Annotated in this window: 21 protein-coding genes; 14 read left to right on the top strand and 7 right to left on the bottom strand. The window is 25.2% G+C overall.

Annotated elements, in window-relative coordinates; translation table 11 throughout:
• Window positions 1–247: 247 nt before the first annotated feature.
• From CCANL266_RS06145 to CCANL266_RS06115, 7 genes are read right to left on the bottom strand one after another with little or no spacing between them, the layout of a single operon-like run.
• Window positions 248–1,003, bottom strand: coding sequence for a histidine racemase CntK family protein (locus tag CCANL266_RS06145; protein WP_172232879.1), 756 nt, complete (start codon window positions 1,001–1,003; stop codon window positions 248–250).
• Window positions 1,004–1,018: 15 nt separating this feature from the next.
• The gene (locus CCANL266_RS06140; RefSeq protein ID WP_172232876.1) at window positions 1,019–1,432 is read right to left on the bottom strand and encodes a hypothetical protein; all 414 of its coding nucleotides are present in this window, start codon (window positions 1,430–1,432) and stop codon (window positions 1,019–1,021) included.
• Entirely contained in the window at window positions 1,429–2,679 is a 1,251-nt protein-coding gene (locus CCANL266_RS06135; protein WP_172232873.1) for an adenylosuccinate synthase, read from the bottom strand. Before CCANL266_RS06135 ends, CCANL266_RS06140 begins: the two co-directional genes overlap by 4 nt.
• 8 nt (window positions 2,680–2,687) lie before the next feature.
• Window positions 2,688–5,057, bottom strand: a complete 2,370-nt coding sequence (locus CCANL266_RS06130) for a hypothetical protein (RefSeq protein ID WP_172232870.1) — start codon at window positions 5,055–5,057, stop codon at window positions 2,688–2,690.
• Window positions 5,058–7,337, bottom strand: a complete 2,280-nt coding sequence (locus tag CCANL266_RS06125) for an efflux RND transporter permease subunit (RefSeq protein ID WP_172232867.1) — start codon at window positions 7,335–7,337, stop codon at window positions 5,058–5,060. It abuts the gene before it with no gap.
• A gap of 2 nt (window positions 7,338–7,339) precedes the next feature.
• Complete coding sequence (locus tag CCANL266_RS06120; RefSeq protein ID WP_172232864.1) at window positions 7,340–7,885, bottom strand: Tgt2/MlaC family protein; 546 nt, start codon at window positions 7,883–7,885, stop codon at window positions 7,340–7,342.
• The gene (locus CCANL266_RS06115) at window positions 7,882–8,544 is read right to left on the bottom strand and encodes an MlaA family lipoprotein (protein WP_172232861.1); all 663 of its coding nucleotides are present in this window, start codon (window positions 8,542–8,544) and stop codon (window positions 7,882–7,884) included. The genes CCANL266_RS06120 and CCANL266_RS06115 overlap by 4 nt, the downstream gene beginning before the upstream one ends.
• 65 nt (window positions 8,545–8,609) lie before the next feature.
• Here CCANL266_RS06115 and CCANL266_RS06110 point away from each other — a divergent pair, with 65 nt between their 5' ends.
• The 14 genes from CCANL266_RS06110 (at window position 8,610) to kpsS (ending at window position 23,382) form a co-directional block, all read left to right on the top strand.
• On the top strand, window positions 8,610–9,305 hold the full coding sequence (locus CCANL266_RS06110) for a TOBE domain-containing protein (RefSeq protein ID WP_172232858.1): 696 nt from the start codon (window positions 8,610–8,612) through the stop codon (window positions 9,303–9,305).
• A gap of 104 nt (window positions 9,306–9,409) precedes the next feature.
• A complete protein-coding gene (ispF, locus tag CCANL266_RS06105; RefSeq protein WP_172232855.1) occupies window positions 9,410–10,582 on the top strand; it encodes a 2-C-methyl-D-erythritol 2,4-cyclodiphosphate synthase in 1,173 nt (390 codons plus the stop codon).
• Entirely contained in the window at window positions 10,563–11,423 is an 861-nt protein-coding gene (locus CCANL266_RS06100) for a response regulator transcription factor (protein ID WP_172232852.1), read from the top strand. The genes ispF and CCANL266_RS06100 overlap by 20 nt, the downstream gene beginning before the upstream one ends.
• Complete coding sequence (locus CCANL266_RS06095) at window positions 11,407–12,537, top strand: sulfate adenylyltransferase (RefSeq protein WP_172232849.1); 1,131 nt, start codon at window positions 11,407–11,409, stop codon at window positions 12,535–12,537. The genes CCANL266_RS06100 and CCANL266_RS06095 overlap by 17 nt, the downstream gene beginning before the upstream one ends.
• A gap of 8 nt (window positions 12,538–12,545) precedes the next feature.
• A complete protein-coding gene (locus tag CCANL266_RS06090) occupies window positions 12,546–13,691 on the top strand; it encodes a tetrahydrodipicolinate N-succinyltransferase N-terminal domain-containing protein (RefSeq protein ID WP_172232846.1) in 1,146 nt (381 codons plus the stop codon).
• Window positions 13,692–13,940: 249 nt separating this feature from the next.
• A complete protein-coding gene (locus CCANL266_RS06085) occupies window positions 13,941–14,417 on the top strand; it encodes a hypothetical protein (RefSeq protein WP_172232843.1) in 477 nt (158 codons plus the stop codon).
• Between the two features lie 65 nt (window positions 14,418–14,482).
• A complete protein-coding gene (locus CCANL266_RS06080; RefSeq protein WP_172232840.1) occupies window positions 14,483–15,733 on the top strand; it encodes an aromatic amino acid transport family protein in 1,251 nt (416 codons plus the stop codon).
• Between the two features lie 93 nt (window positions 15,734–15,826).
• A complete protein-coding gene (locus tag CCANL266_RS06075; protein WP_172232837.1) occupies window positions 15,827–17,287 on the top strand; it encodes a hydrogenase small subunit in 1,461 nt (486 codons plus the stop codon).
• Window positions 17,287–18,027, top strand: coding sequence for a 3'-5' exonuclease (locus CCANL266_RS06070; protein WP_172232834.1), 741 nt, complete (start codon window positions 17,287–17,289; stop codon window positions 18,025–18,027). The genes CCANL266_RS06075 and CCANL266_RS06070 overlap by 1 nt, the downstream gene beginning before the upstream one ends.
• Before the next feature lie 22 nt (window positions 18,028–18,049).
• Window positions 18,050–18,811, top strand: coding sequence for a capsule polysaccharide transporter KpsM (gene kpsM / locus CCANL266_RS06065; RefSeq protein WP_172232831.1), 762 nt, complete (start codon window positions 18,050–18,052; stop codon window positions 18,809–18,811).
• 2 nt (window positions 18,812–18,813) lie between these two features.
• Window positions 18,814–19,473 carry an ABC transporter ATP-binding protein gene (locus CCANL266_RS06060; protein ID WP_172232828.1) on the top strand — a complete coding sequence of 220 codons (660 nt, stop codon included), beginning with the start codon at window positions 18,814–18,816 and terminating at the stop codon, window positions 19,471–19,473.
• On the top strand, window positions 19,473–20,603 hold the full coding sequence (locus CCANL266_RS06055) for a KpsE/RkpR family capsule polysaccharide export protein (RefSeq protein WP_172232825.1): 1,131 nt from the start codon (window positions 19,473–19,475) through the stop codon (window positions 20,601–20,603). The genes CCANL266_RS06060 and CCANL266_RS06055 overlap by 1 nt, the downstream gene beginning before the upstream one ends.
• Entirely contained in the window at window positions 20,603–22,216 is a 1,614-nt protein-coding gene (locus tag CCANL266_RS06050; RefSeq protein WP_172232822.1) for a polysaccharide biosynthesis/export family protein, read from the top strand. The genes CCANL266_RS06055 and CCANL266_RS06050 overlap by 1 nt, the downstream gene beginning before the upstream one ends.
• Window positions 22,216–23,382: a capsule polysaccharide modification protein KpsS gene (gene kpsS / locus CCANL266_RS06045; RefSeq protein ID WP_172232819.1), complete on the top strand. Its 1,167-nt coding sequence runs from the start codon at window positions 22,216–22,218 to the stop codon at window positions 23,380–23,382. Before CCANL266_RS06050 ends, kpsS begins: the two co-directional genes overlap by 1 nt.
• Window positions 23,383–23,419 lie beyond the last annotated feature (37 nt).

Genomic DNA, 23,419 nt, shown 5'->3' with positions numbered 1-23,419 from the left:
AAATAAACTTAAAATAATATAAATATTATAATAAAAATATATAATTTTATTATAATTATTATATAATAATATAAAGTATAATTATAAGAATGATTTAAACTTTAATATAAAAATATATATAAAATATTGTGTTTAATTTTAAAATATTTTATAAATAAAAATTTTAATTAATTTTTAATTATTTTATTATTTATAATATTTGAAATTAGCTATGTGATTATATATTTTTGAAAGCTGCTAATAATAATTAATCTAAAATGATATCCTTTATCGGCGAAGTTAATATTATTTCATTATTTTCTTTGTACAAAAACAAATATTCTTTAGATACCTGCCTTAAAGCAAGTTGGCTTTTGTTTAAAAAATTATTAAAATATAAAAAAGTAGCAAAGCTACCACTTCCACAAGCACTTTCATAAAATAAAGTTTGCACTTCTTTTACCCATACAATAGGTTTTAAAACATTTTTTTGTACATACATAAAACCACAAGCTTTTTTATTTAACAAATTATTTTTTTGAAAACAAGAAAAGGCAAAGTCTTTTAAATTAACCTTTCTTAAGTCAAGTTTTTTTGTATAAACAATGTGAAAAATATCGCCTAAATCCACATAATATTCATTATCATTTATTTTAATAATTTCATAATTATTTTTAATTTTTGCATAATAAAAGTTATCATTTTTATATTTTTCTTTTAAAAGATTGTTATTTATAAAAGATGAATTATGAAGTCCGCATTCGTATTCACATTTATTTAATTTAACTCTTACTGTACTTTGATTACTTTGGTCTAAAAAATATTTAGCAGCACATCTTAAAGCGTTAAAACATATTTCTCCACCAGCCATTTTAAGCTCATTATTTGCAACAAAGCCTACTTGCTCAACATTTTTATGTTTATTTAAAATATCGTTATTTATTTTTATAAAATCAAGTTGCTTTGTGTTTTTTACTAAAGCGGTTGTATTTCCTGCTGGGTAATAAAGTTTATACTCATACATTTTATTTCCTTTACGTTAAAGCTCTTGTTCTTTTAAAGAATTAAAAAATCTAATAGTAGCAATTTCGTCTAACTCCAAAGCTAACTTTTTTTCTTTTTCTTGTTTTATTTTAAGCAATTCTTCTTCGTGCAGAATTTTTATTTTTTCATATTCTAAATTAGCTCTTTTGTATAAATGCTCATAATGTACTATTTCTTTTTTACTTAATTCTAGTTTTTCTAGCAAAGCTTGTTTAATGCTAAGATTGTTTTTTAAAGCTTCATTTTGCAATAGAATTTGAGTTAAATCTTTTGCTGTATTTACATTTTTAAATTCTTCATCGCATAAAAAAATATCATTAATTATTTTTTCTTGTCTTTTTTTTGCCTTATTTAGTTCAAGCTCTGCATTTTGCAAAGCTTGTTTTTTTATTTTAAGGATTTCTTTCATAAAATGATTGTGTCTTCCCTTTCAGGTGAAGTTGAGATTATTTTTATTTTTACACCTACTATTTCTTCAATTTTGCTTATGTATTTTTTTGCATTGATTGGCAGGTCTTCGTATTTTTTTATACCTGCAAGTTTTGAAAAACCATTTATGCTTTCGTAAATTGGTGTACAATTTTGCAAATCTGTAGGCACATAATCAATAATTTCTCCATTATATTCATAAGCTTTACATATTTTAATTTCATCAAAATTTTCTAAAACATCAAGCTTCATTAAGGCTAACTCATCTACACCATTTAGTTTGCAAGTATATTTTACGCTAACTGCATCAAACCAGCCACATCTTCTTTTTCTACCTGTTGTAACGCCAAATTCTTTTCCAACAGCTCCTATTCTTTCTCCAATTTCGCTTTTATCTTCGCTAGGAAATGGTCCGTGTCCAACCCTTGTTGTATAAGCTTTTACTATTCCTATTACTTTACCAACTTGGTGCGGGTTTAAGCCCATTCCACACAAAGCACCAGCAGAGATTGTACTTGAGCTAGTTACATAAGGATAAGTTCCGTGGTCAATATCTAATAAACTACCTTGCGCACCTTCTAATAATACTTTTTTATCTTCTTCTAATGCTTGCCATATTAATCTTGTAGTATCGCAAATATAAGGGCTTAAAATCTCTTTATATCTTTTTAAATTATTTAGCAATTCACCTTGTTCTGGGGCTTTAATTTCTAAAGCTTCATATAAATTTTTATTATTTTCATAATCTTTTAATAAATCATAGCAAAGTTTTTCAGGCTCAAGTAATTCACAAACTCTATGCCCTGTACGAGAAATTTTATCAGCATAACTTGGTCCTATACCTTTGCCTGTTGTTCCTATTGCGTTTTCGCCTTTACTTTTTTCTTTTGCTTTATCAATTAAGGCGTGATGTGGTAGATTAAGGTGGGCTCTATTGCTTATAAACAATCTTCCTTCTAAATTGTCAAATTGTGCCATTTCGCTAATTAAAACTTCAGGATTTAATACAACGCCATTACCGATAATATTTTTACAATTTGGGTGCAAAACCCCACTTGGCATAATATGAAGAGCGTATTTTTCTCCATTTACAACTATTGTATGACCAGCATTATGCCCGCCTGCACTTCTACAAACATAATCATATTCAGCACAAAGTCTATCTACTATTTTACCTTTGCCTTCATCTCCCCATTGAATTCCTACTAAAATATCTGCTTTATTCATCTTTTCTCCTAATTTAATTGTGAATATTGTAAAATGTATTCTTCTATATTTTCATATTCGTGAAGATTTATGTTTTTACATATTTGTTTTAATAAATTCATTTTTTCCTGTGTATTTTCATCAAAGATATTAAATGCTAAATCTATGTTTTTTAATAAATTTTCAAAATCCATCGTCCCAAAAGATATTTTATTTAAAACTCTGTATTTTATATTATTTATATAACAATCTAAATATTTTAAGAAAAAATCTTGATTTATAAAATTATTTGTAAGCATTTTATTTATAAATTTGTCCAAATCAGGTATTTCTTCATTTTGTCTAAATACTATACAGTAGATTATTTCATTGTTTGAATTCTTACTTTGAGTGCAAAATAGAGTGCAAGGGTGTAATATGTTGTTTAAATCTTTTAAATATACCGTTGTTTCATCGTCTATTGTATTGTTTTTAATTTTGCCTATTATTTCTTCAATATTTTCATTGTTAATAATTTCTTTAATGCTTGGTTTTACATTGCTTGGTGTTCTTAATAAATTTCTTAATTCTTTATTCGTACTAATACAATTAAAGTTTTCATCAAAAACCCCAATTTTAGTATTTATATTTTGATACACATCATTATAAGGAAGCACAGAGCGAATATTATCAGGATTTAAGTTAGACTTTAATAAAGCAAGATGGCTTATTATATGAATATTTGTATCGTGAGTATTTTCTCTATAAATATAATAACTTGCTTTAAATTGAGAATAAGATTTATTGTTTTGTCTTAAATACACAATTTGTTCTAATTTTACAAGATTATTTATTGTTTTATTTTGCTTAACTTGTCTAATATGTAACAATAAATTTAAATATAAATTTTCACAGTCTTCAAATAATAATTCTTTATAAGTCATTTGTAAATATGGCTGAATTCCTAGAATTTTATTTAAATTAGGACTAAAGCTTGTTATTTTTAGCATATTTGAATTTAAAATAAAATTAATATTTACAACAAAGCTATTATCAAGAGCTAACATCGTATTTTTCATATTATCTTGGTATTCGCTATCTAGAATCATTAAAAAATCATAACTAACACGAGATGAACGCATTATAAATGGATATATTCTTATATTTTTAGGTATTTTTTCATCAACAAAGTGAGTGGTTGTAATAAATAAACCTTGATTTTTAATATTATTTTGCATATTGTAAGCAAAATTAATAGGGTCAATTTGATTAGAATATGATTTTTTACCAAGCATATAAAGGTTAAATTTTATTATGTTATTTAACTTTATATTATAAAAATCTAATGCTGCTGCGTTTGCTGCTAGAATTTTAGTTGTGTAAGCGTCTATTTTTAGCATTGGAATTGAGTTGTTGTTAAACATAGAACTAATTCTTTGCTCTGCTTCTTTGTACTCTTCTCTAATTTCATTTAAGTCCGAGATTTGTTTATTTGTTTGTTCTTCAAGCTGTTGAAGGTCATTAAAAAGTAATTTATCTTTATATTTTTCTTCTTCTAAATTTGCACTTTTTTGTAAAATTAAGATATTATTTAACTTATCATAAAGTGCTATTTTTAAATACATTTTATCTAAATATATATTCCACAAATAAAGCAAGATTAAAATTATAATTAAAACAGAAATTAAAAAATTAATATTTAAATAAGATGAATTTGGGATAAATGAAAGTATAAAAAAACCATTCATCGCATTTGTGTTTTGCTTAAATGTGTAGTTTTTAAAATATAAAATATCTTGCCATAAGAAAAATCTTCCAAGAGCATTTAAATTAGCAAATTGATTTATAGATTGCTCACTACTACTATATAAAATATTAGAATGTTTATCAATAATAACAAAGTCAGTTGTATTTGTATTTATGTTGTTTATTAGTGTTTTTAATGTGATTTGTCCAACAATAAAATAACTAGAATTATTAATTTGTTTTTTGATTGCTATAAAAAAGCTTGGTTTTATATCTTGAGAATATAATAATTCGCTTTGGTAAAATTGAGTTTTTATGTTATCTTTGTTAATTTCTATAAATTTTTTAATGTAACTTTCGTTTTCATTTTTTTTAATATTATCAATTACATCACCATTTGCATTTACGATATATATTGCATTAAAATTCTTTAAATATTTTTCATAATATGGATTGGAGCTATCTTTTGAGCTTGCAATTAATTCTAATTCTACTACGCTTTGAGCAAGTTGTCCGCTAAGTTTATTTGCCACAATATCATTATTTGCAGCTAGTTTTTCAGTGATAATTAAATAGTTTATATAAAAGCTGCATAAAGCAATGAAAATCAATAAACATACCACTGCAAAAGAATTCTTTTTAAAAATCCAGTTTATATTTTCAAATTTTTGCATTTATTTTTGCCTTCCTTCTTTGCTTTCATTTTTAAAATATCCCTTAAAGTAAAATGTAATTATAAGCGATGGAAGTAAAAATAGCGACCCACTTAATAACAAAATCATAACCATAAGGGTTAAAAGCCCAAAATATATTGTAGGAATAAAGTTTGAACTAACCATCAAACAAAATCCTAAACAAATAGTGCAAGTCGTAAAGTATAAAGCACTACCTATACTTTGATGCGATTTAATTATAGCTTTTTCTAAGGAATTTTGTTTAATTTCTTGTTTAAATCTATGAACATAATGAATTATATCATCAACTCCAATTCCAATTGAAATAGCAGCTATTGTAATAGACATTAAATCTAATTTTAAATCAAAAAAAGCAATTATAGTAAATAGTAAAGATAATGGGATAACATTAGCTAAAATTCCAATTATACTAAAACGAATATTTTTAAATATTATTAAAAATAATACAAAAATACTTAATACAACTACATTTAAAGTATCTATTTGCGATGAAATAAGCGAAGCTAACATATTATTGTATAAAATCATAACTCCGCTTAATTCAATATTTAAATTATTTTCTTTTGCTATTTTGCTTAAATCACTTTTTAATTCTTTTATAAATTCTGCTCTTCTTAGCTCTTTTGAGCTGTCAATTATCCTTAAGGCTATTCTAAATTCTTTTGTTTTTTCGTTGTAGTAAGGATAGATGATTTGTTTTTTAGTATCTTCATCAAGATTGTTTAATAAAGCATTCATTAAAAAAGTATCTAATTCTTTATTATTATTTATATTTTTTGCAAATTCGCTCAAACTCGCAAGACTAAGACTTGAGCCTATGTATTTATTATTTTTTAAATAATCTTGAATTTTACTTATAATTGAAATTTTTTCTGGTGTTAAATAATATTTATTATTGTTAAATTCAGCTTCAAATTCGCTTAATTCATCATCTTCTAAAGAGCTATTATTATCATTTTTAAAGCTTATTATTACATCAAGAGGCAAGGTTCCACCTAAATTTTCATCAATTAATAACAAGCCTTTTTTAATTTCACTGCTATCTTTAAAATAATTTACAAAAGAGTTTTCAGCACTTAGCTTTGGTATTAAAATACAGGCGCTAAAAACTACTAAAACACAAATAAAATAAATAATTTTTCTATGATAAATAGCCGTATTTGCACAAAAAGCAAGGAATTTTGTTTTTTTAGAAAAATATACAGATGATAAATCTTGTTTTACTAATAGTAAATAAGGTAAAAATAAATATGCTAAAAGCAAGGAAATGCAAATGCCAATGCTCATCATAACACCAAGTTCGCTAATTGGTTTTATCCCTGAAAATACTAAAGATAAAAAACCCACAACCGTTGTGAGTATTGCATAAAAGCTTGGTTTTGCTTTTGCTAATAAAGTATGTCTTATTTTTTGTTTTCTATCGCTAAAAAGATTATAATTTTGTAATTCTGCAAAATGTGATAAAAGATGAATTACAACAGAAATTGTGATTATTAAAACTAAAGCTACATAATTGCTTGAAATTACTGTTATTTTATAATCAAGCAAATACAAAATTCCTGTACTTGTAAATAAAGAAATAAGACAAATAAACATACAAATAAATACAAAATAATAAGACCTAAAAAATATAAATACAGCAAGGCTAAGCAAGATTACAAGCCCTATGCCATAATACTTTAAATCACTTTTAACATAAGATACCATATCATCAGCAATAACACTTATTCCGCCTAAGATTAGCCCATTTTGCTCTGCAAGTAGTCTTAAATCACTTAAAATTGCATTAGGGTTTTTTGAATAAATTAAAAAATCAGCTACTTTTAAATCCTTGCTAATTATGTTGCTTACATAAAAATTATTTTGCATAATTTCTTCTTGAGCTTTTTTTATGTTTGCACCTGCTAAAATATTTTTTTCGTCATTTAAAAAAAGCGGAGCATTTAAAATACTAAGAGTAGAATCAACACCCTTAATTTGCTCAAGTTCATTTTTAATTTTTTTTAAAAAATCTATATTTTTTTGAGTAAAAACACTATCGTTATTTTTATAAGCAAGTACTAAAAAGTCTTGCTCCCCAAATGTTTGAATGCTTTTATTAAATTTAATTAAATCTTTATCATTTTCTAAAAAAAAGCTTGTAGATTTTGCTTCAATTTGTATTTTAAAAGCAAAAAATGAAAACAATAAGCAAATAAATAAGCTTAAGTAAAAAACATTTTTCGCCTTATTAATTAAAAAAGTAATTATTTTTTGCATTTTTATCTTAATTTTTCAAATAATTTATCAATACCATCTTGATTGATAATATCTAAAAACTGCGCTCTATAAGAAGCTATTAAAGAAGTTCCTAAAACTGCTATATCGTATATCTTACAATCATCTTTTATCTTTCTAAAATTAAACACCGCTTCTTGCATTTTATCATCATACTTAGCGCTTACTTTTGCAATGCACTTTTTTTCATCAATATAAGCATCTAAAAACTTAATGCTATCAGCTTGTAATAAATTAATTTTGCTTAAAAAATCATCTTGTAGTTTTTTAAAAAATAGATTTTTAAATTCATTTTTTTTCTCTTCACTTAAAAGATTATAATTACTTGATAAAACCAATCTAAGCATTAATTCTTCATCTAATTTATCTTTTAAGACATTAAAAATAAGTTCATCTTTATTGTTTAAATCTTTTTGCTGTAAAATTTTTGTTATTTTGTTTATATCATTTTCATAATCTGTTGAAAAAGTTTTAATATTGTATGCAAAAAGCATAGTACTTAAAAATACAAATATTGCTAAAAATTTCATTCTAAGGCCTTTCTTTTAGCTTCATAAAAGTCTTTTATCACAATGTAAGGATTTACACTTTTATAAGCTTCATTTATTAATTTATAATCTTTGCTAGTTTTATTAATAACTTCAAGAGCAAAAAGGCTAATTCTAGTATTTTCGTTTAAATAAAATCTACTAGTTGATAAAAAATCTAAACCATAAGCAAACATATCCCTTATATTACTAGGTCCAATAAAGGGCAAAACTATATGTTCTCCAGCAGGAATGCCCCATCTAGCAAACATTAAACCAAAATCACTTTCTTTTTTATATTTATAAGGTTTAAAAATACCTGCAAAACCTAAGGTGCTATTGCCTAAAAATGTCCAAAAAGTAGCATTAGCTTCTTTGAATTTTGCACTAAGCAATAAGGTTAAAAACCTTGCAGGTGCGTTAATATTATCAAAAAAATTAGCAAAAGCTTTTTTTATTAAAGGTGGGGTGCTTGCGTTATAAATATTTGTAATCGGTCTAAGACTCATATTGTAAAATGCATAATTTAATTTAGTCATAAAAACATTATAAGAATAAAATTTATCTATTTTTTCTTTTTTATTAAATTCTTGTTCAAAAAAGTCAAATTCATTGCAAAATAATGAATTAACTAATATAATAATGCTTAATATTTTACGCATTTTTTGCCTTTTTAAGTGTAATCTAAATTACTATTATTGCAGAAAATAATAAATAAGGAGAGATAATGAAGATTAATTTAGAATTAGAATTTATATTAAACAATGATGTAAAAATAAACGCTAAACATATAAAATTACTAAAACAAATTTTACTTGATAAAAGTATTTTAAAAGCAGCAAAAAATCTTAATATTTCTTATAAAAATGCTTGGGATAGCCTTAATTTAATTAATCAAAATTCTATAATGCCCTTATTTAATAATCAATCAAAAAAAGAAGGAGCAAAATTAAGCCTTTTTGCTTTAAAATTAATAGAAAAATATGATGAATTCACAGAATATAAAAGTAAATTAAATGATGATTTTAGACCACTATTATCGGCAAGAAATGTTATAAAAGCCAAGATTATTAATATAAATTTAAGCAAACTTTGTGCAAAAGTTACTTGTGAGCTTAATGGCGTTAAAATAAATGTTTTAATTTCAAATTCTGCTGTGTATGATTTACAATTAAAAGTTAATGATTATGTGTTTTTAATATTTAAAATTAATTTTATTGAATTAGAAGAAGAAGGGGAAAATTCTTTTAAAGCTAAAATAGTTGATATGAAAATTATTGATGGCTACTATCATTTAGACCTTGCTTTTGCTGATAATATTTTACAAGCTAGTGTAAAAGTTGAAAAGCTAAAGAGAAAATATAAAATTGGCGATGAAATTTTAAGTAAAATTAAAGCAGATAAGATAATTTTGTCTTTATAAATGTTACAAATTGTAATATTTTTTTTATTTTTTTTCTTTTTTTTGCTAATAATTACTATATTTAACTCAAAAATGTTACAAAATAACACAAGAAGGAAAGAAAAATGAATGATTTAAGTTTAATATTATTAGCAGCTGGTGATTCTACACGCTTTAATTGTGAGTTTAAAAAACAGAATTTATATATTGATAAAGTTCCACTTTGGCTTTATGTAGCAAATAATTTTAAAAAAATGTACGCTTTTAAAGAAATTATTATTACTTGCAATGAGCCTTATCAGTATGAAAAATTATCTAATGATTTTATTTTTGTAAAAGGCGCTAATACAAGAGGAGCTAGTATTAAAAATGCTTTAAAAGAATGTACTAGCCAATATGTAATGATTAGTGATGTTGCAAGATTGCTTGTAAAAGAAGAAGTATTAAATAATTTACTTTTAGAATATAAAAATTACGATTGTGTTTTTAGTGCAATAAAGCTTGTAGATACCTTATATAATTACAAAGAAAACAAATACGAAAATAGAGACGATTTTTTATTAGTGCAAACTCCGCAAATCTCTAAGGTAGAAATATTAAAAAAATTAAACTTAGAAAATTATAGTGATGAAAGTTCCGCATTTTGTGCTGCAGCTTATAAATGCAAATGGGTTCAAGGAGATTATAATAATTTTAAACTTACTTTTAAAAGCGATTTAAAAAAGCTAAAAAACCTAAATTACGCAAGTGCTAGTAAAGATAATTTCATTGGATACGGATATGATGTACATGAGTTTTGCTCTTCAAATGTTGGAGAGAAGTTAAGTGAAAAAAATATTAATGATAAGCTTATTTTAGGTGGGATTTGTTGTGCAGATAGCAAATATGCTTTAAAAGCAAATTCTGATGCTGATGTTTTAAGCCATGCAATAATTGATGCTATGCTTGGAGCGTGTAATTTAGGCGATATTGGAGAATTATTTAGCCCTGATGATTTAAGCTATAGAAAGGCTGATTCAATTGAGCTTTTAAAAATAGTTTATAAAAAGTGTAAAGAATATGGGTTTTATTTATCTAATTTAGACATAAGCATTGCTGCACAAGTACCTAAAATTAACCCCTTTAAAAAAGAAATCCAAAAAAATTTACAAGAAGTTTTAAAATGTAAAAATATAAACATAAAAGCAACCACCACAGAAAGATTAGGTTTTGTAGGAAGGTGCGAAGGCATAAGCGTTAGTGCTGTTTGTAATATGAGATTATTTGATTGGAGTTGTTATGAAGATATTGATTGTTGAAAATGAAGTATATTTAGCTCAAAGTATTGCTATTAAATTAAATGAAGCAGGTTATGAAAGTGATATTGCAACTTCTTTTAATGATATAAAAAATATTTTTTATGATGTGATTTTGCTTTCAACTAATGTTGATAGCTTTATGAAAATTATTCAAAATCACAAACAAAGTATGATTTTACTTTTAGTTTCTTATGTTAGTTCAGATACTGTTAGCACTCCTATTGCTGCTGGTGCGTATGATTACATTCAAAAACCTTTTATGATTGAAGAGGTTTTAAGAAAGATTAAATATTTTTACAACTACAATCGTTTAAAATTACAAAATCAGGCTTTAAATTCTTATGTAAAATCAGTAATTGATTTAAAAATCCATCCAGTAAAAAAAATAACCTTTCCTTTGTTGATTAAGACAAATAATCAAATATTAGCTGATTCTTATGTATTTAATTATGCTTTTTCAAATAATATTTTATTGCATTTTACTGATTTAAGCTCATCTTTTAATTTAAACGAACTTTTAGTTGGCGCAAGTGAGATTAGATATTTTACTAATTTTCAAGTCTTAAAAGGTTCAAAATTAGAACAAATTTTAAAATTAAGCAAGGGGCAAAATTTTATTTTTCATACAAATTCAAAAAATCATTTTGAAGGTTTAAACGAGCTTTGTTTAGAAGATAAAGAAAATAATGATTACAAAGGCATTTTAACGGTAGATGATTATTTAAAAAATATGATTTTAAAATGGCAAGATTCATACACAGATACTGATTTAAGCAAAAAACTTGGTATTTCAAGAAAGACTTTGTGGGAAAAAAGGAGAAAATATGACATTGACAAGTGAAAAAATTTCTTGCATAAATATAAATAAAAATGAATTAGCGATTTTATCTTTAATACAAATAAAAGCTTTATCAAATACTGATAGGCTTATTAATGATGAAGAGCAGGGCGAATTTTCAGAATTTTTATTTAATAGTCTTTCTTTTTACCCTAGTTTTGCTTTAAATGGTGATTTAAGTAATAAAAAATTTAGTAAAAAATTATTATTAAAATGTGAAGATGAGATAGTAGGTAGCCTAGAAGATGTTAGTACATTTAGTAGTAAGAAAAAAATTGCTAGTATTTTTAGCCCTAATCTTTGTTATATTGAAAATAATAATCCTGGACTTTGTGCAAAAGTTAATATTTACAATAATCCATATCAAAAAATAAAACAAGATGTTGAAAATAAAATTAAAAAAAGTAACGCAAAGAAAATCACTGCAATTATGCTTGATGCAAGTCCGCTTACAAGAGCGCACGAGCGTATGCTTAGATGGACTATAGATAAGGCTGATTTAGTTTTGATATTTGTTGTTGATGCTAAAGATGAATTTAGTATGCAAATAAAAAAAGAATGTTTTGATTTTTTCACTAAAAATTATTTGCCACTTGATAAAATCTATACTATTTATTTAGAAAATTTAGAACTTTTTTCAAAAGACCCAAATTATGAATGTTTGCTTGTAAAGTCATTTGGTGCAAATAAATTTGTAATTGAACAAAATCATCCAGGTATAGGTTTGTTGTATGATAATTTTACTTTTAATTCTTTTTTAAATGAATTAAGCAAAAAAACAGAATTAGAATTAATAATTTTACCAGAATTTGCATTTTGCAATCAATGTAATATTATGGTTAGTGTAAAATCCTGTCCGCACGGAGCGCATCATCATATAAAATACGATATGCAGTGTATTAGAAAGCTTTTAACATTAGGAATTATGCCACCAACTGTATTGGTTAGAAAAGAAATTTCAGCAAAGCTATTAAGCTATTTATTTAAAGATAAAATCAAAAATATTGATAGTTTTTATAGCAGAGTGTTTCCAAGTAATGGTATTATTAAAAGCAGAAGCGAAGAGGAATTTTATATTGATTTAGCTTCTTTATATCAGACAAATTATTTTATTTAGGAGAAAGAATGAACACTAGTGAATTTACTTTACATTGTGAACAAATCCAAGCAAATAAGGATTTTTTTAAGCCACTTGCCTTTGCATTAGGCGTTGCTAGTTTTGGGCAAATTAGTAAAAAGATGATTTATATAGATTTTGCAAATGTAAATTATATGCAAAATTATAATACTTTTAGTATTTTATTTGATGTTTTAAAACTTGCACGCTTTAAAGATGAAAGTGAATTTGAGCTTGAGTTAAAAAAAGAAGACTTAGAAAAAATTTTAAGTTATTTTCAATGTTTTGAAAATGATACTAACAAACATACAAATATTGAAGTATTTAAAACAGCGTTAAAGTATATTGATAAAGAGAGATTTTTTTTAGTAGTTTTAAATAAAGATGAAAATCCACAAAGTTTAAGTAATGTTTATATTAAGTTACATTTATTATCAAGAAATTATAAAAAGCCAAGAGAATTAAATCTTACAAAGGCATTTGCAATTATGCCTTGCTTAGCGTGGAGCGATAATAGAGCTTATGAGCTTGAATATTTAAAAGAAAATGAAATAGAATTAAAATTTTCTAAAACTTATCCAAATATTGATTATATTGATAAATTCCCAAGATTTTTACAAAGTATTATCCCGCAAGAAAGTGTAAGAATTACAGATAGCTCAAAGGTAAGATTAGGGGCGCATTTAGCAAAGGGCAGCACTATTATGCCAGGTGCTTCTTATGTAAATTTTAATGCAGGAACTCTTGGAGCTGCGATGGTTGAAGGTAGAATTTCATCAAGCGTAATTGTAGGAGAAGATACTGATATTGGCGGTGGAGCAAGTATTTTAGGCGTTTTAAGTGGAACTGATGGAAGTGCAATTAGCATAGGAAAAAGATGTTTATTAGGGGCAAATAGCGTTACTGGAATTTGCTTAGGAGATGATTGTGTTGTAGATGCTTCAGTAGCTGTTTTATCTGGTATGAAATTTAAGCTTATTTTTAGTGAGCAATTACAAAAAGCAAATCCTAATTTTTCTTTTGATAAAGAATATTTTAAAGCAAGAGAATTAAGCAATTTAAATGGCTTGCATTTTAGACAAGATAGCATAAGCGGTGCAATGATTGTAAGCTTTAATCAAAAATTAATTCAACTAAATAAAGATTTACATTAAAGTAAAAATTCTTTCTTAAATATTCTTTATTTAAGAAAGAAATATTTAATAAAAATTTATAATTTTGTAATTTACTTAGTAAAATTTAAATTACAGTTTCTTTTTCTTTTATTATTATCTTTTCATTAACTAAATTGCTTTATATTTTTTTAAATAATAATTTTTATTAATTACATACTTTATTTTTAAATATTAATTAAATTAAGATTTATTTATTATCTAAATTAGTTGATAGGGGGGGGGTAGGCCATGAAAAAGATAGTTTTATTATTAATTACTTGCATTTATTTATTTTCTTATAGTTGTAATAGCCCTGAAGCCTTTGAGCAATTTAAGCAAGATTCTATAAAAGTTTTATCTTATAGCTTAAATAGTTTAGATTTAGAAATATACACTCGCATTTTTAAGCCAAATATTCCTATTTTAATTGAAGAAGATGCCACTAAAAGCATTTGCTATATTGGTTATAAATATGTAATGTTAAGCAAAGAAGAAGCATTAGCGTATAGCATTATAGGAAAAAATCAAGATTATTATTTTAAAAATTACATTCAAGATTATTTAAGAAGTGATAGCAAAATAGAAGAAACTCATACCTTATTTAAAGAGCTAGCCAAGATTATCCCTAATTCAATATATATAGCATCTTCAAATAGTCAAAAGATTGATTTTTTGGGTTTAGCTGAATTTGCAAAATTGTTATTTGAAGACAATAAATATTTTTAATTTTTTTAATTTAATTACAATTTTTATAGCTAAAATACTCTTAACTTATTTAAAAAGGGGAGAATATGAAAGATGAGCGTATGAAATTTGATAGAATTGATATAGGCTGGATTGTAATGAGTATTGGTATGGCTATTGGTGCAGGAATTGTGTTTTTACCTGTTCAAGTTGGCGTTGTGGGACTTTGGGTGTTTTTATTTTCATCTATTATTGGCTATCCTGCTATGTATTTATTTCAAAAACTTTTTATAAACACTCTTGCAAGGGCAAAAAACGCAAGTTCTTATCCTGATGCAATAGAAAGTTATTTAGGAAAAAATGCAGCTATTTTTTTAAGCATTTTATATTTTTTAATGATAATTATTTGGATGTTTGTTTATACAACGGCTGTTAATAATGATAGTGCAGCTTATTTGCAAACTTTTAATATCAGTAAAGAAAATCTAGCAAATAATCCTATTTATGGTTTAGTAATAGTATTAATTTTAACTTTTATTGCTATGAGCGCTGAAAGTGTTTTATTTAAATTATCAGGTTTTATGGCAGTTAGTGTATTGCTTGTTATTGCTGTACTTGCTTTACTTATGATACCTATGTGGGATTTTTCTAACATAAAGGCAATTGGAGATTATAAAATTTTAATTAAGGATGTTATAGTTACTTTACCTTTTACACTTACTTCAATATTATTTTTACAATCTTTATCGCCAATGGTAATTAGTTATAGAGCGCATTTTAAGGATATTGAAATAGCAAGAAAAAAAGCTTTAAGAGCTATGAATATTTCTTTTATTTTATTGTTTGTTATTGTATTTTTTTATGCAGTATCTTTTACCTTAGCAATTGATTATGAAAGTGCTTTAAAAGCAAAAGAAGAAAACATCTCAGCCCTAGCAATAGTTGCAAAAAGTTTTAGTTCAAATCAAAGCAATTGGCATATTTATTTTGGTATGCTTTTAAATGTTTTTGCGGTTTTAACCTCGTTTTTTGGAGTGTTTTTAGCTTTTAGAGAAGCAACAAATGGCATTTTAAATAATATTATTTCAAGATTTACAAATACAAGCAATATGAAAAAACGCATAGATATGTTAAGCATTTTAATAGGTATTTTACTTTGCTGGTTTGCAATAGTACTTAATTTTCCAATTTTGTTTTTTACAAGTATTTGTTCTCCAATTTTTGGTTTAATAGGATGCTTGATACCTGCATTTTTAGTTTATAAAATTCCAAGTTTAAACGATTTAAAGGGTTTTAGTTTATATTTTATAATTCTAACTGGAATTTTATTATGTGTTTCTCCGTTTTTAGCTTTTTAAAAAGTTAAAAATGTGTAGAAAAGTTACTAATTTTTATAATTTTTTGCTAAAATAGAATTAATTATAATTTTTAAGCTAAATAAAAGGATAAATATGAGCAAGAATTTAGAACAAATTAAAAATGTATTAAAAACATTAGGTGTAAAAGCAGATGAAAATGAAATTTATGAACGCATTAAAGATAAAAAATTAAAGGTAATTTGGTTACATTTTAGTGAATGCACAGGCTGTAGTGAAAGTTTTATTAGAAGTGAAAGCATAGGTCTTGATGATTTAATTTTTGATTATATTGACCTTGTTTATCACGAAACTTATATGGCATCAAGCGGCTTTTTAGCAGAAAGTTTATTAAAAAGCAAAGAACCTTATTTATTGATAGTAGAAGGTGCTATTAGTGCTAATGAATATTATACTTCTGGTGCTTTTGCTCATAGTGCAATGCATAAAATGCAAGAATTAGCAAAAAATGCCCTAGCAATTTATGCGGTAGGTTCTTGCTCAAGTTATGGTGGTATTCAAGCTGCTGCACCAAATCCAACTATTTCTTATGGAATAGCAGATGAGTTTAAAGATGCAGTTTTAATTCCAGGTTGTCCGCCTAGCGAGAGTAATATTATTGCTAGTATTATGCATTTTGTGTTTTTTAATAGTGCTCCTAGTTTAGATAATAATAATCGTCCTGCCTTTGCTTATGCAAAATGCTTACATGATATGTGCGAAAGAAAGGTAGCATTTGAAAGTGGAGATTTTGTAAAAGAATTTGGCGATGAAGCAGCTAAAAACGGTGCTTGTTTATTTAAGGTTGGCTGTAAAGGACCTTATACTTTTAATAACTGTCCTAAAACTAAGTTTAATTCTAAAACTTCTTGGCCGGTTGCAGCAGGACACGGGTGTATTGCTTGTAGCGAAAGAGATTTTTGGGATAATTACGGAGTTTATGAGCTATCAATGGCAAGTTCATATGCGCAAGGGAAAAGAAAAAGAGCGCAAAATATAATAAATAATTTTGAAAAAGGAACAACCTGTATTAAGGATGATGGTATTTATAAAGATAATGAAAAAATTCTTTCATTTGAATTTGAAATGCAAAATATTGCAAGTTTTCTTAGTACAAATAAATTAGGGCAAAAATTATTAGCAAATTATGAAAAAGAATTTAATATAAATTTACAAGCAGATAGCAAAATTGCAAGTAAATTTAGCGATATTTTTCTAGCTGCTAGTTTTATTTTAAATAAAGAGTTTAAAAGTTTAGATGAGATACTTAAATTAGCAAATTCTTACGAGATTGGTATTGCTAGCGGTCTTGATTTTAAATTAAATAATAATATCCCTTTTAAACTTGATGTACAAAAATCTTTAAGACTTGTATTAATATACAAACTTGGTGGTTTAGACGATATTGCAATTTATTATGGAATTGCTGATAGTATTGCACAAGTGATTGTAAAAGTTTTAAAATTAGCTGATATTAAAGAATTTTATTTTGAAGATGAAATTTTTAAAAGTGAAATTATGCAAGAAAGATTAAGTTTTTACCTTAAGAGGATTTAATGAAATATATATTTTTTGATACAGAAACAACAGGTGTTTTGCCAGAAGATAGAATAATTCAAGTAGCATCGCTTAGCTTTGATGCTACTTATTATGATTCTTGTCTTAGTGCAAATTTTTTACTTGATTATAAAAAACATTATGAATTATGTAAAAGTGATAAAATGCCAAGCATTGAATCAATGGAAGTAAATCACATTACGCCTGAAATGCTTGCTAATAAAAAATATTTTATAGATACTGATTTTTATAAAAATTTATGCGAGCTAAATAGTGATGAGAATTATTTAATAGCACATAATATTGATTTTGATATTACTATGCTTAAAAAAGAAGGCTTTGAGCCAAAATATAAATTAATTGATACATATAGATGTGCTAGGCATTTATTTAAAGATTTAGCCCATCATAGATTGCAGTATTTAAGATATGCTTTAAAACTTTACTTACTAGAAGAACAAAGTGCTAAACAATTACAAATTGACATTAAGGCTCATGATGCAATGGGTGATGTTTTAATACTTATGCTTTTATTTAATGAAATGCTTAAAGTAAAAAATGCTAATGAACTTTATTTACTTAGCAAAGAAGCTATTTTTATAGATGAGTTAAAATTCGGCAAGTACAAAGGCTTAAAATTAAGCGATGTAGCACTCAAAGATAGGTCGTATTTAGATTGGCTGCTTAAAAATAGCAACGATGTTGATTTACTTTATAGCATAAAAAAAGTTTTACAATGATTAAAAAAATAATCAGGTGTAAATGAAAAATATAATTTTAGCATTAATTTTAAGAGAATTAAAAACAAGATTTGGTAAAAACCCTACCTTAGGTTATGTTTGGGTTATTGTTGAACCTATGTTGCATATACTTTGCTTACTTGTTTTTTTAAGTTATATAAGAAATAGGGTATTGCCACAGCTTCCATATTCATTATTTTTAATAATGGGGATGGTGCCTTATTTTATGTTTAGAAATATTGTAACAAATATAATAAATGGTATTGATGCGAATAAATCTCTTTTTGTTTATAAGCCAGTAAAACCAATCCATGTTTTTTTAGCAAGAGCTATTTTAGAAGGTATGATTTATTTTGTAATTTTTATATTACTTATGTCTTTTTTTTGTTTTATATTAGATTATAATTTTATACCAAATAATTTTTTAATGGTTATTTTTTCATTTTTTTTAGTGATTTTATTTGCCTTTACTTTAGGTTTATTTATGGCGATAATTTCTTTTAATAGGCCATCTTTAAAAATGTTATGTACTGCATTAACAGGGGTTTTTTATTTTGCTTCCGCAACTATTTTTCCATTATGGATTTTACCAATTCAATATGCAAAATATATGGCTATAAACCCACTTTTGCACATAATTGAAACTTTAAAAGAAAATTATTATGTACAATATCCTGTAATAAGCGTTGTAAATTTATCATATTCACTAATGTTTATTTTAGTGTTATTATTTTTTTCTTTAGCAATGTATTATCATAAAAGATTGCAATTAGCAGGGCAATAAACATGATTAGACTTGAAAATATTACAAAATATTATATTTTACAAAATAAGCAAAGACATTATATTTTTAAAAATCTTAATTTTTCTTTTCCAGATGATTGTTCTATAGGGCTTTTGGGCAAAAATGGAGCTGGTAAAAGCACCTTGCTTAGAATTTTAGGCGGTTTAGAATTAGCTAATAAAGGTAGGGTAATTACTAATCAAAAAATCTCTTGGCCAATTGGCTTTTCAAGCGGCTTTCAAGGCTCTCTTAGTGCTAGAGATAATATTAATTTTATAGCTAGGGTTTATGGTTATAATAGTAATGAAATTAAAGAAAAAATAGAATTTGTAAGAGCATTTGCTGAAATTGGCTCTTTTTTTGATGAACCTGTAAAAAATTATTCTAGCGGTATGAAATCAAGAATTTCTTTTGGAATTAGTATGGCGTTTGACTTTGATTATTATTTAATTGATGAAGCAGGAGCGGTAGGTGATCCTTCGTTTAAGCAAAAAAGTGTAGAATTATACGAAAAAAAATTATCTACATCAAAGGTTATTATGGTATCTCATAGTGCTGATGAAATTAAAAGATGGTGTAATAAGGTTGTAATTTTAGCAAATAATGAGGCTAAAATATATGATGTAGATGAAGGTCTTGAAATTTATAAAGAAAGTTGTTAATGAAGAAAATAAAAATATATTCACATTTAATAAAGAAGAAAACAAAAAGATATTTAAAAAAGGCGTTTTCATTTAAGCTTGTTTTACTTTTAACGCTTTTATATGCTTTTTATTTATTTTTTATTGCTGATGCAAGATATAAAAGTAGCGCTGTAATTGCTGTAAAATCAACAAATGCTCAAAATACTTCATCTTTATTATCTTTAGTAAATGCTACCGTTGCAACATCATCTAAAGAAGATATAATGTATTTAAAAGAGTATATTTTATCTCTTGATATGTTAAGAATTTTAGAAAATAAGTTGCAATTAAAAGAAAATATTTTAATGCACAAAGATTATAGATTATGGTTTAAAAATTTTGATTATGACGAAGATTTTTTATCTTATTATAAAAGTCTTGTAAGTGTAAATTATGATGATTTAACAGGATTAACAACTATTAGTGTAGAAGCTTTTAGCCCAGAATATGCACAAAAATTAAATAATTTAATTTTAAGCGAAAGTGAAAAATTTATAAATGATATTTCTCATAATATAGCAAACGAAGAGGTAAAATTTAATAAAGAACAGTTAGAAAAAATTCAAGATGAGTTTTTTAAAGCTCAATATAATCTAAAGGCTTTTCAAGATAAAAATAATATTTTTGACCCAACAAATGAAGCACAAGCACAAGGGGCATTGGTAGCTACTTTAAAAAGTAATTTAAGTAAAAAACAAATAGAAATTAATACCTTAAAAACTTATTTAAATGACAATAGTCCACAAATTAAGAATTTAAAAAGTGAAATTTTAGCCTTAAAAGAACAATTAAAATTAGAACAAGATAAAATAGCCTCAAGCAAAAATGATGAAAAATTAAATGATTTAGCCTTTGAGTTTGAGAATTTAACTTTTAAATTAAAATTCGCTACAGATGCTTACAAATTAGCTTTAACCTCGTATGAAAAAGCAAGAATTGATGCTTTAAAAAAGGTTAAACAATTAATTAAAATTACAAATCCGCAAATATTTTTAAAATCAGTTTACCCGAATTATACTTATGATATTTTAAGTTTATTTGTAATTTTAAGTTTAATTTTTGCTTGTATAAAAATTACAAATACTATAATACAGGAGCATAGATACTAATGAAAAAAATTATATGTTTATTTTGTGCTTTAATGCTTTTTGCACTTGATGTTTCAAATATTCAACCAAGCAATAATAGTGAAGAAGAATTACTAGAAGTAAAAGAAAATAAAGCTGTTTTTGGAGAGCATTTATTTTCTGGAAATTTTAAACAAGTAAGTAAAAATATTTACAACCCTGATTATAAAGTAAATATTGCTGATGTTATTGATATTAAGATTTGGGGAGCAGTTGAACTTAGCTTAAAGGCTGAGGTTGATTCAAAGGGTAATATTTTTATTCCACAAGTTGGTGTTATAAATGTCTTAGGCGTTAATAATAAAGATTTAGTAAAAATAATTCAAGATAAGGTAAAGCAAATTTATAAAGATAATGTTTTTGTTTATGCAAATATGCAAACTTATCAAGAAGTATTAGTTTTTGTAAGTGGAAATGTAAAAAAGCCAGGCTTATACGCTGGACTAAGCTCTGATAGTGTTATTCAATTTATTGATAAGGCTGGTGGTATTAATTTAAATTATGGCTCTTTTAGAGATATTAATATTCTAAGAAATAATGAAATTATTAAAGAGCTTGATTTGTATGATTTTTTATTAAATGGTAGGATTGAAAACATCACTTTTAGAAATTCCGATGTAATTTTTGTTAATTCAATAAAATCTTATGTAAGCGTTAGCGGAGAGGTTTATAAACCATACAGATTTGAGCTTGGTAACGATATTGTAAGCTTAGCGGATATTGCAAGAGTTGCAAATATAAAACCAACAGCAACAACAGCTTTAGTAAAAAGCTATGATGAAAATAATAAAATCTCAATAAATACTTATAAAAAAAGTGAATTTAAAGATGTTATTTTAAAAAGTGCTGATGAGATTGAATTTAATCCAGATTTTAATGCAGATAAAATAAATATTACAATAAATGGAGAGCATAAAAGTTTGCATAATATGGTTGTGAGTAAAGGTACAAGCTTGCAAGATGTTTTAGACAAATTAGAATTTACCGATATGAGTGAGCTTTCATCGGTGCAGCTTTTTAGAAAAAGTGTTTCTTCTCTGCAAAAAAATCTTTTATTAGCTTCATTAAAAGAACTTGAAACTTTAGCCCTAACATCAACTTCTCAAACTCCGCAAGAAGCAGGTATCAAAGCTACTTGGACGCAAAATGTTTTAGCCTTTATTGATAGGGCAAAAAAAGTGCAACCTAAAGGACAAATTGTTATTGAAGACAAATCTTTATATAAAGATATAATTTTAGAAGAAGCAGATGTTATAAATATTCCATCAAAAAATAATCTAGTAGTTGTTTCAGGCGAGGTACAAGTTCCAGGTGCTTTTGTATTTTTAGATAAATATAAGGTAAAAGATTACATAAAAATAGCAGGGGACTTTTCTCAAAGAGCAGATAAAAATAGAATTTTAATAATCCATCTTAATGGTAAAGCAGAGCAATTTAAAGGCAGCGGCTTTTTAACAAATAAAGTAAAATTAGCAAAAGGAGATTCTATTTTAGTTTTGCCTAAGATTGATAGTTATAATCTTCAAGTGGTTAGTTTGCTAAGTCAAATTTTATATCAAATTGCTGTTACTACTAAGGTTGTACTGGATATTTAATGAAGTTAAGTAAGGCGATATCGGGTTTTAAGAATAAGAATATTTTATTGCTACAAGGTCCAATAGGACCTTTTTTTAATTATTTTGCAAAAAAACTATCTTTACAAAATAATAGAATTTTTAAAATTAATTTTAATGGTGGTGATTTTATTTTTTATCCATTTAAAAGTGTAAATTACACAAAATCTTTTAAAAATTATAAAGATTTTATAAAAGAATTTTATTTAAAAAATAATATTGAAATTATTTTTTGTTACAACGATACAAGAAAAATTCATAAATGTGCAATAGAAATCGCAAAAGAATTAGATATTGAAGTTTATGTTTTTGAAGAAGGCTATTTAAGACCAAATTTTATAACTTTAGAAAAAGATGGGGTAAATGCAAATTCAAAAATGAGCAAAGATGCTAATTTTTATAAAAAATATAATTTTAAAAATAAAGAAATAAATAATTTATTAAAATATTCTTTTTATAAGATGTGCTTTTATACCTTTATTTATTACCTTTTTTCTTTTATTTTTTCTTTTTATTTTAATAATAAAAATCATCATAGAACCCTAAAGCCAAGTGAGAGTTTTTACTGGATTAGACATTATATAAGGTTAAAAAAATATAAAATAAGTGATGCAAAAATTTCCTTAGAAAATAAAAAATATTTTTTATGTGTTTTGCAAGTTTTTAACGATACTCAAGTAAAAATTCATTATGAAAAAAAATGTATAAAAAAATTTATTATTAGCGTTATTAAATCTTTTATAAAAAATGCTGATAATAACACATATTTAGTTTTTAAACATCATCCAATGGATATTGGTTATGTTGATTATTCAAAAGTTATGAAAAAATTTGCAAAAAAATTTAATATTGAAGATAAAATTATTTATTTACATTCAGGGCATTTGCCAACCTTACTTACAAATGCAAGTGGCTGTGTGGTTGCAAATTCTACCGTAGGTTTAAGCTCAATTGCATATTCTTGCCCTACAATTGTTTTAGCTAAAGCTATTTATAATATTGATGGTTTAGTTTATAAGGGTACTTTAGACAGTTTTTGGTCAAATGTCTTAAAATTTAATGTAGATAAACAACTTTATGAAAAGTACAAAAGTTATTTATTAAATACCAATCAAATCAACGGTTCGTTTTACGAAGATGTATTTTAACTTGGTATTAATTTAATTTTTTATAATTTAACAAAAT

The sequence above is a fragment of the Campylobacter canadensis genome, from assembly GCF_013177655.1.
Taxonomy (GTDB): domain Bacteria; phylum Campylobacterota; class Campylobacteria; order Campylobacterales; family Campylobacteraceae; genus Campylobacter_E; species Campylobacter_E canadensis.
This window is presented reverse-complemented; position numbering and strand designations above follow the sequence as displayed.

Excerpts from the sequence above, each read along its gene's own strand:
- CCANL266_RS06145 (WP_172232879.1), bottom strand. The coding sequence starts at position 1,003 with ATGTATGAGTATAAACTTTATTACCCAGCAGGAAATACAACCGCTTTA.
- CCANL266_RS06140 (WP_172232876.1), bottom strand. The coding sequence starts at position 1,432 with ATGAAAGAAATCCTTAAAATAAAAAAACAAGCTTTGCAAAATGCAGAG.
- CCANL266_RS06135 (WP_172232873.1), bottom strand. The coding sequence starts at position 2,679 with ATGAATAAAGCAGATATTTTAGTAGGAATTCAATGGGGAGATGAAGGC.
- CCANL266_RS06130 (WP_172232870.1), bottom strand. The coding sequence starts at position 5,057 with ATGCAAAAATTTGAAAATATAAACTGGATTTTTAAAAAGAATTCTTTT.
- CCANL266_RS06125 (WP_172232867.1), bottom strand. The coding sequence starts at position 7,337 with ATGCAAAAAATAATTACTTTTTTAATTAATAAGGCGAAAAATGTTTTT.
- CCANL266_RS06120 (WP_172232864.1), bottom strand. The coding sequence starts at position 7,885 with ATGAAATTTTTAGCAATATTTGTATTTTTAAGTACTATGCTTTTTGCA.
- CCANL266_RS06115 (WP_172232861.1), bottom strand. The coding sequence starts at position 8,544 with ATGCGTAAAATATTAAGCATTATTATATTAGTTAATTCATTATTTTGC.
- CCANL266_RS06110 (WP_172232858.1), top strand. The coding sequence starts at position 8,610 with ATGAAGATTAATTTAGAATTAGAATTTATATTAAACAATGATGTAAAA.
- ispF (WP_172232855.1), top strand. The coding sequence starts at position 9,410 with ATGAATGATTTAAGTTTAATATTATTAGCAGCTGGTGATTCTACACGC.
- CCANL266_RS06100 (WP_172232852.1), top strand. The coding sequence starts at position 10,563 with ATGAAGATATTGATTGTTGAAAATGAAGTATATTTAGCTCAAAGTATT.
- CCANL266_RS06095 (WP_172232849.1), top strand. The coding sequence starts at position 11,407 with ATGACATTGACAAGTGAAAAAATTTCTTGCATAAATATAAATAAAAAT.
- CCANL266_RS06090 (WP_172232846.1), top strand. The coding sequence starts at position 12,546 with ATGAACACTAGTGAATTTACTTTACATTGTGAACAAATCCAAGCAAAT.
- CCANL266_RS06085 (WP_172232843.1), top strand. The coding sequence starts at position 13,941 with ATGAAAAAGATAGTTTTATTATTAATTACTTGCATTTATTTATTTTCT.
- CCANL266_RS06080 (WP_172232840.1), top strand. The coding sequence starts at position 14,483 with ATGAAAGATGAGCGTATGAAATTTGATAGAATTGATATAGGCTGGATT.
- CCANL266_RS06075 (WP_172232837.1), top strand. The coding sequence starts at position 15,827 with ATGAGCAAGAATTTAGAACAAATTAAAAATGTATTAAAAACATTAGGT.
- CCANL266_RS06070 (WP_172232834.1), top strand. The coding sequence starts at position 17,287 with ATGAAATATATATTTTTTGATACAGAAACAACAGGTGTTTTGCCAGAA.
- kpsM (WP_172232831.1), top strand. The coding sequence starts at position 18,050 with ATGAAAAATATAATTTTAGCATTAATTTTAAGAGAATTAAAAACAAGA.
- CCANL266_RS06060 (WP_172232828.1), top strand. The coding sequence starts at position 18,814 with ATGATTAGACTTGAAAATATTACAAAATATTATATTTTACAAAATAAG.
- CCANL266_RS06055 (WP_172232825.1), top strand. The coding sequence starts at position 19,473 with ATGAAGAAAATAAAAATATATTCACATTTAATAAAGAAGAAAACAAAA.
- CCANL266_RS06050 (WP_172232822.1), top strand. The coding sequence starts at position 20,603 with ATGAAAAAAATTATATGTTTATTTTGTGCTTTAATGCTTTTTGCACTT.
- kpsS (WP_172232819.1), top strand. The coding sequence starts at position 22,216 with ATGAAGTTAAGTAAGGCGATATCGGGTTTTAAGAATAAGAATATTTTA.